Source organism: Dickeya oryzae (assembly GCF_009372235.1).
Lineage (GTDB): Bacteria > Pseudomonadota > Gammaproteobacteria > Enterobacterales > Enterobacteriaceae > Dickeya > Dickeya oryzae.
Map to the genome: position 1 here is coordinate 181,543 of NZ_ML762921.1, position 16,473 is coordinate 198,015.

The 16,473-nt window shown below is 60.4% G+C and carries 8 protein-coding genes; 6 read left to right on the forward strand and 2 right to left on the reverse strand.

The features are described from left to right. Nucleotide 1 precedes the first annotated feature (1 nt). The 6 genes from FAZ14_RS06035 (at nucleotide 2) to FAZ14_RS06060 (ending at nucleotide 14,328) form a co-directional block, all read left to right on the forward strand. Nucleotides 2-421: a GPW/gp25 family protein gene (locus FAZ14_RS06035; protein ID WP_016940543.1), complete on the forward strand. Its 420-nt coding sequence runs from the start codon at nucleotides 2-4 to the stop codon at nucleotides 419-421. Nucleotides 422-484: 63 nt separating this feature from the next. Beyond that, entirely contained in the window at nucleotides 485-4,633 is a 4,149-nt protein-coding gene (locus tag FAZ14_RS06040; protein ID WP_153508222.1) for a baseplate J/gp47 family protein, read from the forward strand. A 51-nt stretch (nucleotides 4,634-4,684) separates the two neighbouring features. After that, nucleotides 4,685-5,512 carry a hypothetical protein gene (locus FAZ14_RS06045; RefSeq protein ID WP_153508223.1) on the forward strand — a complete coding sequence of 276 codons (828 nt, stop codon included), beginning with the start codon at nucleotides 4,685-4,687 and terminating at the stop codon, nucleotides 5,510-5,512. Nucleotides 5,513-5,514: 2 nt separating this feature from the next. Then, nucleotides 5,515-7,971, forward strand: a complete 2,457-nt coding sequence (locus FAZ14_RS06050) for a hypothetical protein (protein WP_153508224.1) — start codon at nucleotides 5,515-5,517, stop codon at nucleotides 7,969-7,971. Beyond that, a complete protein-coding gene (locus FAZ14_RS06055; protein WP_153508225.1) occupies nucleotides 7,968-11,846 on the forward strand; it encodes a contractile injection system tape measure protein in 3,879 nt (1,292 codons plus the stop codon). Before FAZ14_RS06050 ends, FAZ14_RS06055 begins: the two co-directional genes overlap by 4 nt. 58 nt (nucleotides 11,847-11,904) lie before the next feature. Beyond that, on the forward strand, nucleotides 11,905-14,328 hold the full coding sequence (locus tag FAZ14_RS06060) for a hypothetical protein (protein ID WP_153508226.1): 2,424 nt from the start codon (nucleotides 11,905-11,907) through the stop codon (nucleotides 14,326-14,328). Between the two features lie 53 nt (nucleotides 14,329-14,381). Here the strand turns inward: FAZ14_RS06060 and FAZ14_RS06065 are convergent, their stop codons facing one another. Both FAZ14_RS06065 and FAZ14_RS06070 read right to left on the reverse strand, forming a co-directional pair. Beyond that, nucleotides 14,382-15,419, reverse strand: a complete 1,038-nt coding sequence (locus FAZ14_RS06065) for a LacI family DNA-binding transcriptional regulator (RefSeq protein WP_153508227.1) — start codon at nucleotides 15,417-15,419, stop codon at nucleotides 14,382-14,384. After that, entirely contained in the window at nucleotides 15,420-16,469 is a 1,050-nt protein-coding gene (locus FAZ14_RS06070) for a carbohydrate ABC transporter permease (RefSeq protein ID WP_016940550.1), read from the reverse strand. Nucleotides 16,470-16,473 lie beyond the last annotated feature (4 nt).

The following is a 16,473-nucleotide window of genomic DNA, read 5'->3' on the forward strand; positions in this document are numbered from 1 at the left end:
CGTGAATAACGACAACGCGTTTCTCGGTACCGGCTGGGGGTTTCCGCCGCAGTTTGATACCGCAACCCACAGTATTGGCATGGTCAGCGGCGATGAAGATATCCGGCAAAGCCTGGCGCTGTTGCTCTCCACCCGCCCCGGCGAGCGCATTATGGCTCCCCGGTACGGTTGCGATATTCAGGGCATGGTGTTTGAAGACCTCACGCTCTCCACCCTGACCGACATGAAAACCCGTATTGAGCAGGCCATCTTGTTTTTTGAGCCACGGATTCAGCTACAGACGATCACAATCGACAGTAGCCATGCGCCTGACGGCACCTTGCTGATTAACCTCGACTACACGCTGATTGCCACCAATACCCGCAGCAACATGGTGTATCCGTTCTATTTACGGGAAGGCACGTTGACCGCAACCCCCTAACCGGCCCCGGCCGCCGCTCACCTCTGCCCCTGACGGACACCCATTAACCAAGGTCGCTGAATCATGACTACACACTGGAGCCCCCCATTGCCGCCCGCTGGCACCTCACAACACCAGCGCCTGCCGCCAGCACTGGAGGACGGCGCGTTTCTGGCAGATGAGATGTCGTTTGAAACCTTGCTGGTACTGGCCAGTGATATCGCCGCCCAGCTGTCGTTCGATGCCGGTGAAGGCTCGCCGCCGGGTAACTGGCAGGCGCTGTTTGCCAAAAGCGAAGTCACCGGTATGGCTATCATGCTGTCGTTCGACACCACGCTGGAGCAGAACCGCTTTCGTCAGGCACAGTCACGCGGTCTGGATCAGACACTGGCGTATTTGATCGCCCTCTACGGCAATCTGGATCGCTGGTACCGGGCTTTTATTCCCGTCCAGACCCTCAGTGCCGATCACATCAAGCTGACGATCCAAACGGTGCTGAAAACACAGGTGGTGCGCCCCTTTCAGTACGTGGTGATCCTGGCACAGGCACTGGAGGACTACCGCCAGTCGCTGCTGGCAAACGACAGCCTGACCGCACTCGACCCGTTGTGGGGGATTAGCTACGACAACGGCCAGTTTGTCGCCAGCGAGCAGCACCCGTTGCTCCAGCAGCAATTACCGGGCATTGCGATCCTGGAAGAACAGTTGCAGTTGTGTTTTTCCGCCGCCATCAATGCCGTCAGCAAGTTACAGGCCGAGTGCCGCCGCCATCTGCAACAGGCGTTGTCTCATGCCGATCACGCCCCGGAAGTCGCCCTGTATCTGACGTTTCTGCGCTTATTCGCCAGAGCGCAGGCCCGACTTAACCGGTTCACCGCCCGACACCTCGATTTTTACTACCGACAGGTGCTCCGCCAGCAGCCACAACCGCTCAACGCTGACGCCGTCTTTTTAAAACTGACGCTGGAACATCCCGCGACGCCTGCCGTCTCACTGGCGCGCGGCACCGCCTTTAGCCACGGGCAGGATGACCGACTGCGTGACCTGCTCTACCACAGCGAACACCCGGTGTTGGTGACCGACGCGGAAGTCAAACAGGTTCACTCGCTGCTGCTAAGGCGCGACCCCTTGATGTCACCAGAACGGGAGCTGGATTTCGTGACCGCTATCCACAGCGACAGCCTGTGGCCGTGGCACGATGACCAGCCGCGCTCCCGCACGCTGTTGACGCTATTTGGCGAAACACCGGCGTTACAACGCCACCCGTCTCCCTGTGCGTCGGGCATCGCCATTATCGACCCGGTACTCTACCTGCCTGAAGGGCGGCGGCGGGTCAGCCTCACCATCACGCTTCACGAAGCGCAACATTCGCTACTGGCGCAGCAACTTTACCTGCTGCGCGATACCCCTTATCCGGCCTTGTTGCGAAATCGGCTGACCACGCTATTGCTCTCGCTGGCACGTGCGATGACACCGCTGCTGCCTGACGACAGCGCCCCCGCTACGATCCACTCGCTGGTAGAGGCGTTATCTTCCCGCCAGCTACAGGCACTGCAACAAGGCAGCGACGACCACATTATCAGCCGCCTGTACCAATACCTGTTACTGGGCGTATTGCGCCAGACCGACGACCCGGCCTGCTATCGTCGTGCACTGGGGCATCTGTTCAGCCGCCAGTACCTGAGCCTGACCGACTGGCTGAATGACGATGACCGGCAATGGATTGTGGCCCGCAGTCGCCAGTTACTGCCCACGGACAGCCAGTTGTCGCTGGCAGAATTGCTCAACGGCAACCGGCAAGCCACCTTCTACCGCCTGTGCAGCGAGTTATTCTCGCTACGTATCAGTACAGACAGTGGCTGGCAACCCATCGCCACGTACCGTATCCATCCACTGCGTGCTGACGATGATGGTCCCTACGGTTTTCGGCTGACCTTTACCCTGCCGCCGGGGTTTGAGGCAGTCATCCCTTGTGACCCAGCTATCCACGGTGAGAGGTGGTGTTACCACGCCCCGGCGTTGCAGGTGACCATGAAGCCGGAAACCCCTTTTTTCCCTTATTCGGCGTTTCTCCATTTCGTGCTCGGCCCGTTAATCCTCAACACAGAGGTCTCCGGCGTTCAGGCGATTCAGGTCTACACGCCGGAAGGACAAGCCGACGCCAGCAAGGTGTTTTACCCTTTTGGCGCACAACCCGTCAGCCAGTCCTCACTGACGATCGCCAGTTATGAACTCGCCCAAAAGCAGGTACAGGACATCACGCTGACCATCGACTGGGCCAATCTGCCGGGCGGCAGCGACGGCTTTCGCCAGCACTATCAGGCTTACCCCGGCGATTACGCCACGACGCGTTTTAACGCGCAGCTATCCGTACTGCGAGAGGGTGAATGGAAAGTCGTCAGTCATGATATCGCGCTGTTTGACTGCGAAGCAGGCAGCGATCGGTTGCGCCCCAACAGGCAGATTCATGCCTCGCTGAAGCAGGCATTTCAACCCAGTCGCCGCGCCGTCGACGTGGATACCTTTCGCTTCGATAGCACCAGCCGCAACGGTCTGATTCGCCTGTCGTTGTGCGAACCGGAGCACGCGTTTGGCCACCAGCAATACGCGTCACTGCTGAGCCAGACGCTAATACACAATGCCAAACACCGTAAGCCGCTACCGCTGCCCAACCCGCCGTATACCCCGGCTGTCAACCGGCTGACGCTCGGCTACCGCGCCTGCTCCCGGCTCACCCCCGGTGCCCCCGGTCACACGCCGATGCCAGACAGCCATCTGCTGCATTTACATCCTTTCGGCTATGAAGTCCTGTCCGGCTATGAAGTATTGTCCGACGATAAAGAATTGTCCGACGATAAAGTGCGGTCCCCGATGCGTACCACCGACGAGGCCACCCGTAGCGCCACCTTTTTCCCCCGCTACGAGGATGACGGCAACCTGTTCATCGGCTTACAGGCCTCATCACCGGGTGGCATGCTGAACCTGTTTTTCCATCTCGACGATCAGGCCGCCCCCACCGCCATTCGCCATCGACAGGCGTTTCAGTGGCGTTATCTGGTGGATAACGACTGGCGCATTCTGCCGCCGCATCAGGTCATTGCCGATACCACCTGCGGCTTTATCACCTCCGGTATCATCACGCTGGAGATCCCAACAGAGATTAACGATCGGCACACCGTTATGCCGGATAAGCTCTACTGGTTGCAGGTCAGCACCCGCCAGGGCATCGGCGAGTACGCCAACTGCCTGCATGTCGCCACCCACGTGGTGCAGGCTCGTCGACAATGGACGCCCGAACAGGAAGACCATAACGCCCCGCAGCCGCCCACTGCCGGTTCTGGCTCTGGCTGGCAGGTATTGTCGCCACCGCCGGGGCTTGGCGGCGTCAGCCTGATGCTGCCAGTGCAGGGTGACGCGCCGCACGAGTCCCTGCGCCAGTTCCACCAGCGCGTCAGCGAACAGTTGCGTCACAAAGGACGGGCATTGACCGGCTGGGATTATGAACGGCTGGTGCTGCAACAGTTTGCGGATATTGAACAGGTGCGTTGTTTTCCACATACCCGTTTCGGCGTGCCGGGTCATCATCCGGGGCATGTCCTGCTTTTGGTGCGTCAGCGCCACCCTGCCTGTCAGCATCAGCCCTGTGACGCGCGGCACACCAGCGCCGCGCTGCTGCACCGGATACAAAGCTGGTTGCAAACCGTCGCGCCGCCGGGGGCCAACATCGCGGTGCGTTCACCGGTGTACGACAGGGTTCAGGTACGCTGTAGCGTCGCGTTTCAGCCGGGACAACACCCGGGGCAGGCATTGCGGACGTTGAACCGGGATATCTGTGCCTACCTTTGCCCGTGGCGCGAAGACAGCGTCAGCCAGGGCTTCGGTTCCCACGTGGCGCTACACCAAATCGAGTCATTCATCGCCCACCTCGATTACGTGCGTTTCGTGACCGCGTTTTCACTGGTCATCCTGCGTCAGGACACCCGCGATGAGTGTGATGACCCGACGACGGGCTGGTGGTTATCTGACAGTGCTGCGCCGTCGCACGATAACACCCGCGATCCCGCCGTAAACACCCCGAATCTGACCGGGCTAAGTCCGCGCTATCCCTGGAATATTATCCTGCCGGTTGAACAACACGCGTTGCGGCTCAGTACCGATCCGCGCCCGCTTGCGCCGGAAAAAATCGGTATTGGCGATCTGGTCATCGGCGACAGTTTTATCACCGTCCGCTAACCCGCGATAACGGCACGGCCACGCGGGAGAAGCGACAAAAGGAGTAGGTCAGTGGCAAAACGAAATCGCGGCACGTTGAAAAACTATTTCCGTCAGGGCGCTATGCCGTCCGCCGAGCACTTTTCCGATTTGATCGACTCGTCAGTCAACAAAATCGAGGAAGGGTTTGATAAAACACCGGAACACGGGCTGAAGCTCGCCGCACTGGATGCCCACGCCAGACTGATGACGTTTTACCGCGACAGTGACCCCAGCCGGGAGTTGTGGTCAGTTGGCCTGCAACCGGACAGCGATCGCTTACAGATAGACCGCCACCTCAGCGACGGGCAGGAGGTGATGGACGACACAGCCCCCTTGTTGACACTCACCCCGGAAGGGCGAATGGGCGTGAATACCACCGCGCCGCGCCATGCGCTTGAGGTCAACGGGGTGATCGGCGCGCAAGGTCGCGCCGGGGCGCAATGGGCAGAGACACTACCGGCTGATGGTCAGTGGCACGATATCACCCCCAAACTGGAAGGGTGCCAGGCGTTTGAAGTCATGGCCGGTGTGGGTATCCGCCATTCAGGGCGTTACGCGTTGCTCCACGCTATTGCCCTGAATACCTGTGCGCCCAGCGGTTTTCTGTTCAACTTTTTCGGCCACAAAAACCGCATCAACGCGCACCATGCTTATTACCATTCACGGGCTGACAAGCTGACATTGCGCTGGCTGCGCGACGATACCCCCACGCACGGTCATGACGGTATCCGCCCTTACCGGTTGCAGATTCGCACCCACACCAGTTACGGCGACGGCATCGTCATTCGCTACCACCTCACCCAACTGTGGCATGACGTCTACATGCACGACTGCCTGTTACCGGCACAGGAGGCGTGAGCATGGCACCGTCGTCGTTTATCCCAAGGCAAACGGATGACCCGGATAACGTTGCCAGCCTGCTGCGCGACGGGCTGGAGCTCGTGCAGACACTCAGCGGCAACCGCTGGACCGACTACAACCTGCACGACCCCGGCGTCACCCTGTTAGAACTGTTGTGTTTCGCGCTGACGGACCTTATCTATCGCACCGATTTCGACGTTGCCGATTATCTGACAACGCCTGACGGCCAGCTGGATTACGCCGCACAGGGGCTGATGCTGCCGGAGCAGATTTTCCCGGCACGCCCCTGCACCCGAGAAGATTATCAGCATGCGATACAAGACAACGTCGATGACGTCGAGCGCGTCTGGGTAACACTGGACGCCCAATGCCCGCAGTACTATCACCTCGACCTGCTGCTCACCGAGTCGGCACGTCAGCGCTGTGAACACCATCCGGCGCTGCGCGATGCCATCATCACGGCGGTTACCGAGGTTTACCACCGCAACCGCAACCTGTGTGAAGACCTCGCCGGGGTACGCATCATCGACAGCCGCGGGCTGCGACTGTACGCCGATATTGAGCTGCAACGTCACGATAATGCCGACGCGCTGGCGGCGGACATTTACTTTCAGGCCGAACAGTGGCTGCGCGGCGACGACACCCGCGCCGACGAGATACCCGATAATGACCCCATAGCCCCAACCCGCGCCCTCTCGTCACTCTATACCCGGCTCATCAGCCTCGATGGGATTAGCCATATCCAACAATTGCGCCTGATCCCGCCGCCTGAACGGGAGGGTGTCCCCAACGCTCGCTCTGATCATCGCCGTTCGGATCACGTCAGCCCCGATCACTTCAGCCCCGGCGACTGGATCCTGCTGCCGAAAAAGCACGATGACATTCACCTCAGGTTTACCCATCAGGGTTATCCCGTGCCGATTGATTTCAGCGCCATGAGTATCCGGTTGGTGCGACGGCAGGCGCAAGCTGGCTCGCTGGGCGAGCAAATCCGCCGCCAGACCGACACCCTGATCCCGGTGCCACACGGCACCTGGCGCGCGCTGTCGGAGTATCATTCTCTCCAGTCGCTGTTCCCCCGCGTCTACCAACTGGACGCCCCGCGTTTTCCAGCCGCGATGAACCCGCAGGCGCACCGGCAGGTACAACAATTTCGCGGCTATCTGCTGCTGTTTGAACAACTGATGGCTAACTTCTGCGCCAATCTGGCTAACCTGCGCGACCTGTTTTCCCCGTCTATCGACACCGGGCGCAGTTACGCCTTTGGCTTGCTCAATGGCAGCCAGTTTCGTGGGGTGGATGACCTCTATCCTGACGACGCCGCGACCCGCTTTCAGCACCTGCTGGCCGGTATCGATCACTACCCGGAACGCAAAGGTCGGCTATTCGACTATCTGTTGGCGTTATACGGCGAAACACTGGATACCCGTTTATGGCGTCAGCCGGGCGAAGCGCTGGATGACAACGTGCCAATCCCCTTATCACTGGAATACCCACGCCGGTTTATTCAGGCCATCGACCGCCTGACACGCGATCGGGGCGCGGGTTTCAACCTGTGCCAGCCGATGACCCACCGGGAAAACCGGGGAGGATTCGCGCACCGTGTGGCGCTACTGCTCGGCATGGACGACGCCGACGACTGGCCCTATAGCCAGACACTGGTCCGGCAGGGATGGCGGTTCATCACCAACGACGCCCTGCTGCACTGTGCGCAGGAGCAGTCACGCCTGCAATGGTTGGATCAACGCTCGCTCGACAGTTTGCTGGATGTGCCGCTACGGGAAGCGCCAGAGCCGGGGAGCGCGGAGGAAGCCGCGACAGCGCGCGACATACAGGCACTCTGCGACCATCCCTTGCCGATCACGCTGTTGCAGCACGGTGTCACGCTGGCGCATTACCGTATTTTGCCGCCACGCAGCGGTAGCCGTTATCAGGCGCTGTTCCGGTTACCGCCAGCAACCACACCGCCATACAGCGCACTGTGGCTCTATCTGGGTGACAGCAGCCGACCGGCGCAACTGGTGCACCTCGTTAATCAACTACGCCGTCGTTTGATTCAACTCAATCAACAGTGCGAAGGGGTGTATGTGCTAGAGCACCTGCTGCTGCAACCGGCACCGCCACACCGCTGTACAGATGACCGCCCCGACCTGTTTCGCGGCCAGCTCAGCCTGATCCTGCCCGGCTACACCGCCCGGGGCGGCAACCCGCTGTTTCGAGGGCAGGCCGAAGCGTTAATAGCCCGCCAGTGCCCGGCACACCTGCTGCCGCTCTGCCACTGGCTCGATCTCGATGCCATGCACAGCTTCGAAACCGCCTGGCTCACCTGGCTTGATGCACGACGCCACGCCCGCGGTCAGCCCTTGTGCGACGAGGCCAGCGCCCGACTGACGGCGCTGTTACACGACTGGCACACCCCATCCCCGTTTTCTCAACCAGAAGGACAGGACGCATGACGCAGCCACACCGGATCCACACCGCCAGCCTGACGCTCGACTTTTGCCATCCGTCCGAAGCGGAGCGGTTTGAGCGCGAGGCCCCACATCTGGTGCAGCACCAGCTGTTGCCATTGATTGACACGCTGTTTGAGCAGTATTCGCCGCCGCATCAACTGTGGGTTATCGACCACCTGAACTGTGATTTGGGTGCACTGCCAGCATCGGATCTGGCAACTGCATTGCTGGGCGCACTGCAACAACAACTCACACAACAACTCACACAAGCGCTGCGCGCGCAACGACGGGACGTGAACATACCTGATGACGGACACGAGGCAGAGGCTGCGGCCAGACAAGCCGTGCCACAAGCAGTACGGCAAGAAGATGTACGACAAGAAGATGTACAACAAGAAGTACAACAAGAAGTACAACAAGAAGTACTGGATGGCCCCGCCGCCCAATGGCGTCAGTTGGCGTTTTACCTGCAACACGGCGTGATGCCCTGGCATTACCCCAGCCGACAAGGCTGGTGGCGGGTGGATAACCACCGCCGTCACTGGCTGACCGAGGCGGTGCGTCTGCACGCTACACAGCTCAACCAGTTACTGAACGCCAGCCCTCACCCGGCAAGCCTGATCGCCCGGCTGGTTTCGCAACTGCCGCTAAGCGCGCTCAATGGCTGGCTGGAACAGCTCTCCCCGGCCCATCAGGACATGGCGCTGCGCTGTCTGGCAGAACGGCCGCCGCAGCGGGACATGCCCGCCGCGTTGCGGGGACGGCTGCATCGCCACTGGCACCAACGCATCCATCAGGCGTTGCAGCAGCACCGTCTGCGCCAGGAATTACTCCCCATCTGGTCAATATTGCTCGGCGAGCAGCGCCCCCGCTTTTTGCTGGCGCTGTATGCCTGCGGGCAACACGCTGATGTGGTGCGCGCAATGGCACAGACATTGGATGACACCACCTTCAACGACCTGCTGATCCTGCTGGCACCGCAGGCACAGCCGTTCATCCAGCAGGTACTGAACCACCCGGTGTGGCTCCGCCAGCCTGACGACGTCATCTCCCCGGCGGAACCACCCCAGCTGTTACGGGAGTTCACCCTGCATTACCTGCTGGTACAGCGCGGCGGTCAGTTCAATAAACAGCGCTACATGGCCGGGTTGATTGGCCGTCTGGCGGCGCACCACAATAGGGAGCGCACCGAAGTACTGCAATCACTGTACCTGCATCTGGCCGCCTGGCCGGGCGACCGGGCGCTGAAGCAGCCGCTGTTGTCGTTACTGACCACTCTCTGGGAAGAAATGGCCGCCCCCGCCCGGTCACTGCCACTGTTGTCCATCCCCCTGTCAGGCGTTCAGCCGGTACAGTACCGTGCGACAACCCACGAGCGCGGCCCACAAAAGCCGACCACCGCAGAGACCTTCTCCCCCGAATGGCGACAGCACTGGCTGGATGCCCTGCAACAGGCCGATGAAGCAGCGTTCCATCGGCTATGGCGACACAGCGCACCGGCTGTGCTGCTGATGTTACGCCCACTGTTGATCCACTGCGGTCAGCAAAGTCGGGTGCGCCAGCGCTGGGCGGTGCGTTTTTCCGCTACCGCGCGCTATCGCCTGCTAACGTTGCTGGAACCGACTGAGGCCCCTTTTATTCGTGACCTGATGGCCGAGGTCAGCGCCAGCCAGTCGGCTATCAACGCCCACGCCGCCCACGCGCCGGGTGAACCACTGCTGACACACAGCCTGTGGAACCTCACCTTCAGCTATCTGCTGGTCGAGCGCGGCAGCGAGTTCAACCGCCACAGCTATCTGGAGGCGTTGCTGCGGCAACTGGCGGCACACCATAACCTGTCACGCCAGACGCTGGTTGAGGCATTGTTGCAGCACCTGCGCCATACCACCGCTGACAGCGAGGTACGCCGGTCACTGCTGGCCCTGCTCAGCCGCTGGCAAGACAGCGAGCCGGGCGCACCGTCACTGCCGCCGTCATCGTCATCGTCAAAACAGCCTCAGCCATCCGCCGGGCAGACATTCCCGATCGAGGCTGATTTTCCGCCCCCGGCCGACCCGCTGCTCGATGCGGCCTGTTACCAATACCTGTACGATGTGTTGATCGACGGCTCACCGGTGCGTCGTTTTACACCGACGCAAGCGGTACCGGATACCCGTTATGCAACCTCATCCCCTGCCGGTGCCGACCTGCTGTACTGCCTGCAACAGTTACAACGCCACCACCCGTTATTGATCCAACGCTGGCTGGCGGTTTCCACACACCATCCCGCCAGTTGGTTACGGCTGTGCGCCGCACTGCGCCCGTCACACGCTGCCCGGTTACTGGCGCTGTTAGTCATGCTGCGCCAGCCATCTGCCAATCTGCGCCACCTGTCGGCGACACTCGACACCGCCACCCGCCGCCTGAGCCTTGCCCAACGGCAGGCCTTCTACGGGCAGATGATCGACACGCTGGCGGCCAACCGCACACCGGACTGGATGGCAATCCGTGATGCAGTCAGCCAGGCTGACCCAGCCACCAGCGTGACGACACCGCCACCGGCTCCCCCCACCGTCGCCCAGACGCCACGCACTATCGATGAAGCCAGCGCACTGGCGTTATTACAACGGATAGCGGATCACGGCCCGGACGCCGTTACCGAAAGCGACCTGAGCGCACTCCCGGCAGCACTGGCGCGCCTGCTGCCCACACAGCCCGAGGCCATTCGCCGTTTACTGCTACCGGCGCTGCGCTCATCGGCTCTTGGCGAACAACTGGCTGACAGGCTCCCTGACACACTGCACACCGCATTACTGCTGCTGTTGCGCCGTCACGACTTCCTGGCGCTGTACCCATATGGCCGGTTGGTGACCAACCTCTGCTATCGCCATCAGGCGTACTATGATCAGGACAACTATGATCCAGCGAACGACAGGGCATCGTCGGTACTGGAAAACCTGTTCAGGCGGGCGCTGTACCACGCGTTGTTCGCCACCGACTCACCGATGGCTATCGCCGCGTTTATCCGCTATTGCCTTGACCAGTTGGCGGCTGACTGGCAAACACGCAGCCATCAGGCATCACCGGCGACGTTCTACCGTTTTCTACTGGAACAGGCACAGGCCGAGTGCTTACCGGCAACCCGCCTACTGGTCGAGCGGCTGCAACAGCTCATCACTACCGCCGGGCTGCATCAGGACACCCCACCCGCCGCACCTGCCGATATCGCCGATATCGCCGATGGCAGCGATACCGGGTACCGCGAGGAACACCACAGCGCAGAGGAGCCTTGCTCTGCCCCCTCCGATGCAGAAGATACACCGCTGCCTGCACTGGCACCGCCCGCACGCACGCCGGTTATCAGCGACTGGCAAGGTGATGACGCACTGCGCACCGACGACCCACTGTCTGTCGCCAACGCCGGGCTGGTGCTGGCCTCCCCCTACTTACCTCGCTTGCTGGCACGGCTGGGGTGGGTGCAAAACGGGGAATTTACCGCACCGGATGCCCGCTATCAGGCCATTTACTGCCTGCAATATCTGGTCAGCCCGCAGCTCGACTATGCCGAATACCAGTTAGCGCTGAACAAGTTACTGTGCGGGGTGCCGCTCAACGCGCCGCTACCACGGGCGATGACACCGGACACCGCCACCTGCGACACGCTGGACACGCTATTGGCTGCCATCCTGCAACACTGGAACGCGTTAGGTCACACCTCGGTAGAGGGCCTGCGTCAGACCTTTTTGCAACGCGAAGGCACCCTGTGGCGACAGGCAGATAGCTGGAAACTGGAAGTGGACCCCGGCCCGTTCGACATGCTGCTCGACCGACTGCCGTGGGGATATTCGACCATCAAATACCCCTGGATGGACAGGCCGCTGCACGTGGTCTGGCGTTGAGCCGCCCCGTCTTGTCGGCATCTGCTATCGACACCTGTTAAGGGAGTAAACCACCGTCATGAGGATTCACCGTTTTATTGTGCATCGAGCCATACCCGTACCACAGTGTGTCTTGCTGGGGTTAGTGGCCTGCCTGTTTTTACTGGCATTACCGCTCACGCCGATGGCCTCTGCTGCACAGCCGGAAGCAGTGTCTTCTCTGCCAGCGGACACGCCCACTGCCACGCCCACCTATGCACAATGCCTTCAGGTGCTGGAACGGATGGACAGCCGACGGTTTACCCACATCACGCAGGATAAACTGGCGATTATCTACCACGATAATGACGACTATCAGCGTGATTATCACCAGCCGGGGGACTACCTTGCCGATGGGGTGTTCGGCCCCAAAACCCGTAAATGGCTGGCGACGTTTTGTGGCGAATTCGACATCACGCCTGCACCTAATCGCAACACCTTCGTCGAGGCGTTGCTGGTGTCACTGGCTAAAGTGTCCGAGTTGGATCAACTGTTTCCTTACTGGCGCAGCCGGATGAGCGCACCAGAGCTGTTGCAGTGGCCGACGCAGAAAACCATCGAGTTTCTTAGCGCGCAAGTGGAAGCAATGAGCACACCGTCTACGGAGGTCGCTCCCGTGGAGTACTACGCGCTGACAGAGGACGACCTGAGCAAACTGGCGGAACGCAACGCCATTCAGAGCCAACTGGACGCACTGACAGGCCACCAGTTCACCAGCCCGGTAGAATTGAACAACGCGGTACGCCCGTTAATCCGTCAGTTACACGGTGATGAAGAGCAGATTTTGCGGCAAATTGTCGACGCCGTACCGGTCAATAGCGGTGCGCGTCATGCCCCTCAGGCCAGCGACGACAGCGCGGATACCCCGCCAGATCTCCCGTCAGATACGCCACAACCCAGCGATGCCAACACGGTGATGGCCTACTCGCTCAACCAGAATGCACTGGAGCTGGTTTATCTCGATCTCAATCTGGTATCGGTCGATAAGGATGCGCTGACGCAACTGGCTACACTGAAAAACATACCGTTTGCCGACCGTTACCAACTGACGGTCGCGCTGAAGCTGGCTGGGCTTGGCCGCCTCAATCGCCAGAGCTGGCAGCGCATTATTGAGATAGCCCGCAAAGACGGCGCGCCGTCAGCCACCCTGCCGCCGATGGTGTGGCGGGCATCGGACGATTGCGGATGTGAAGACAGCGCCCCGAACATTAACGGCGATGACGCCACCTTCTACGGCTTTTATCCTTACTGGCAACCGCTGGCGGAAGGGCAAAGCCTGAATTTCCGCCAGTTGGACCGCATCGGGTATTTCTCTGCCGCCCTCCTGCCGGGTGGACGCGAACCACAACTGGTGTGGCCGCCCAACTGGCGGAAAAACAAACCCTATTCCAACTTTATCCGACTGGCGCATCGTTATCGCACGAATGTTGACCTGGTGGTCTCCACGCCACGAAAACTGCCATCGGCAACGCTGGTCAGTCTGTTCACCCCCTCGGTGATTGCCCGCCTGAGCGCCAGTGTGCAAACGCCGCTGGAGGACTGGATTAATGGAGCGAAACCTTGGCTGACGCTGGGTCTGGGTAGCATTGACACCATGGCGGATGGCGTCACGCTGGACATCGACCTGACCCGGCTGACCACCCGCGCCGGTCAACAGGCTTTTATTCGCTTTGTACAGGCGCTGCGCAACGCGCTGACCCCCACCGGACACCGCTTCAACCCACCGCCCCACTACGCCATCAACCTGATCGTGCCGGTGGAATTGCTGTTGAAGCGACAGGGATTTTATACTCTGGATAACCTGCGCGAACTGCTGCCGTATGTTGACAGGTTTATCCTGCAATCGGATCCACCCGAGGGGGTTGGCGAACCGCGCCGGGCACGCGACCAACTGAACGACCTGCGCTACGCATTAAGCCAGCAGCCACAGGACGGTATTGCCGACCTGTACCGCAAGATGGTGCCTATCCTGATTAGTGACGCCAACCGCCAGCAAACGACGGAGCTGACCGAACTGGTGCATTACAGTAGCTGGAACTTCCTCAGTGCGGCTTACTGGCCGCTGCCGCTTAACGACACCAGCCAACAGCTTATCAGCCACACCTATTACCCCAGCACGATCCTGCCCGCGCCGCTGGCGCAGATAGCGGCCGTCGCCAATGCCGTTATCGACGTCATCTGCCCTAACCGTTGGGTACTGCGCCTGATTCTGCTGATCACCTTTTGGGGAATTGTCATCACCGGGCTCGTCAGCCTGTGGCTGTTCCCGGTGCGCAGGGTGACCGAATCACTGTGGTTTGCGGGGTTTGTGGTGCTGTTTGCCGCAACGCTGATGTTGGCGCTGGTCGCGGATCCATACTGGCAGCAATACCAAACCGTGATCCTGCTGCTGTTCGCCGCCGTGGTGGTCGCCATCGCCATGCTGCAACGCGTGCGGAAAAACCGGCGGGATCGAAATCCGTGATGCCAGCCGCCCCCGCGCCAAAGAGAAACGGCCACACCGGCATAACGATAGGCCTACGACGTCAGCCCCCGCACCGATTCCCTGATAACCAGGTGACCGGCCAGTTCGATGCGCTGGGCGATACCAAGGTCTTGTGTGGGCAGAAGTTGTTGGGTCAGCAGGTGCAGCGCCGCACGCGCCATCTCTTCAAATGGCAGGTGTACCGTGGTAAGCGACAGCGGCAGCATGTCGAGCGGCAGGATGTCGTCCATCCCCATCACCGAGATATCCTGCGGTACCCGCAGGCCGTGCTGGCTGAGCGCGTCGGTCACCCCGATGGCCTGATTGTCGGCAGCGCAGAAGATAGCGGTCACGCCCAGTCTGTCTGGGTGGCGCTCCAGCCAGTCGAGCAGCGCGTCACGGGCGGTCAGTGGTTGAAAATCCGGCAGCGACAGAATCAGGCGCTCATCCAGCGCAATGTCAGCCTGCGCCAGCGCACTGCGATAACCACGCTCGCGCTCGCGGATAGTCTGGCGCGAAGGCCAGGTCAGGTGCAGGATGCGGCGATGTCCTTGAGCTATCAGATAGCGCACCGCCTGCGTCGCCGCATAGTAGTTCGCGGGCATCACGGTGTTAAGCCGCATGGTCGGGTCTTCACCGTTGATCAGTACCGCCGGTACGCCGCTTTCCGCCACCGCGTTCAGCAAGGTGGGGTGGTCGTCATTGACGATCAGGATAGCGTTAGCCTTGCCGGCCCGCAGCGCCTGTAACAGTTGTTGCTCGTTGATGCTGTCCGGTTCGCCGACAAACGGACTCAGTTGGATGTTGCGCTGCTGGCACAGGGTTTTTAGCCGGTTGATCAACGTCAGCGACACCAGATTGATATCACTTTCCAGCATCAGATTACGCGGTGTGGCCAGCATAATATGGCGTAGCGGGTCTGGAGCTTCGAGCGTTTTGCCCGTCTTATGCAGCGGATACCCTTGTTCGGTGGCAATCGCCATAATCTGCTGGCGCACGCTGGCGCTAATGGGCGCGGTCCCGTTCAGCACCCGTGACACCGTACTGATCGACACACCCGCGCGCTCGGCAATATCCTTGAGCGTCGTCATTTATTTCATTCCTGTGTTAGCAATACCGGTGGTGATGTATTTCTGCAGGAACACAAACACAGCCGTCACCGGCAACAGCGAGAGCATCGTCATCGCCAGAATATAGTGCCACTGCACCGAGAACTGCCCCTGAAACGCATTCAAACCGATTTGCAGCGTAAAATTGTCCTGGCTGGACAGCACAATCAGCGGCCACAGGAAGTCGTTCCAGCGCCAGATCACCGAGAAGATCGCCAGCACCGCCAGCGCCGGTGCGGTCAGCGGCAAAATGATCTTCCAGTAGATGCGAAATTCACTGGCGGCATCGATACGCGCCGCTTCGATCAGCTCATCCGGGATAGTCAGCATGTACTGGCGCAGCAGGAACACCCCAGTGGGTGTCGCGATCGTCGGGATGATCACCCCCCACAGGTTATCGCCCATCCGCAGGCCGATCACCACCAGAAAGGTCGGCACCATCACCACCGACAGCGGGATCATCATGGTGGACAAAAAGAGCGTTAATACCGTGCCGCGCCCACGGAATTCGTATTTCGCCAGCGCAAAGGCCGCCATTGAACTGAGCAGCAGCGTCAGCAGCGTCGCCATCACCGTCACGAACACGGTGTTTTTCAGGTAGGTGGCGAAGTGGAATTTCGACAACGGCGTGGTGTAGTTATCGGTTTCCAGATGCAGGGTTTTCTGCGGTGTCAGGTTCTGCACCGGTACCCGCACCACCTCTTGCGGCGCTTTCGGGTCCACCATTTGTGCCAGCAAACCGATACGCCGCACCATCGCCAGCGTTTTGCTGCTGCCGTCGTCCTGCTTCGCCTGCCACAGCTCCAGTGGTTTCGGGTAGTCTGGCAGCGTAACGGTACTGGCGGCCTCCGGCAGAAAACTGGGCGGGAAGCGGTTGATTTCCGCCGGTGTTTTCAGCGATGACATCGCCGCCCACATCACCGGAATCAACACCAACAAGGTACCGACCACCAACCACACCCAGCTCATGATGTCGGTGATGTGAATCCGCCCCGGATAACGGGTACGGGTAAGAAACGTGATGATCTTCATGCCG

What these genes read in the sequence shown, in the direction of transcription:
- FAZ14_RS06040 (WP_153508222.1), top strand. Translation starts at nt 485, where the DNA reads ATGACTACACACTGGAGCCCCCCATTGCCGCCCGCTGGCACCTCACAA.
- FAZ14_RS06050 (WP_153508224.1), top strand. Translation starts at nt 5,515, where the DNA reads ATGGCACCGTCGTCGTTTATCCCAAGGCAAACGGATGACCCGGATAAC.
- FAZ14_RS06055 (WP_153508225.1), top strand. Translation starts at nt 7,968, where the DNA reads ATGACGCAGCCACACCGGATCCACACCGCCAGCCTGACGCTCGACTTT.
- FAZ14_RS06060 (WP_153508226.1), top strand. Translation starts at nt 11,905, where the DNA reads ATGAGGATTCACCGTTTTATTGTGCATCGAGCCATACCCGTACCACAG.
- FAZ14_RS06065 (WP_153508227.1), bottom strand. Translation starts at nt 15,419, where the DNA reads ATGACGACGCTCAAGGATATTGCCGAGCGCGCGGGTGTGTCGATCAGT.
- FAZ14_RS06070 (WP_016940550.1), bottom strand. Translation starts at nt 16,469, where the DNA reads ATGAAGATCATCACGTTTCTTACCCGTACCCGTTATCCGGGGCGGATT.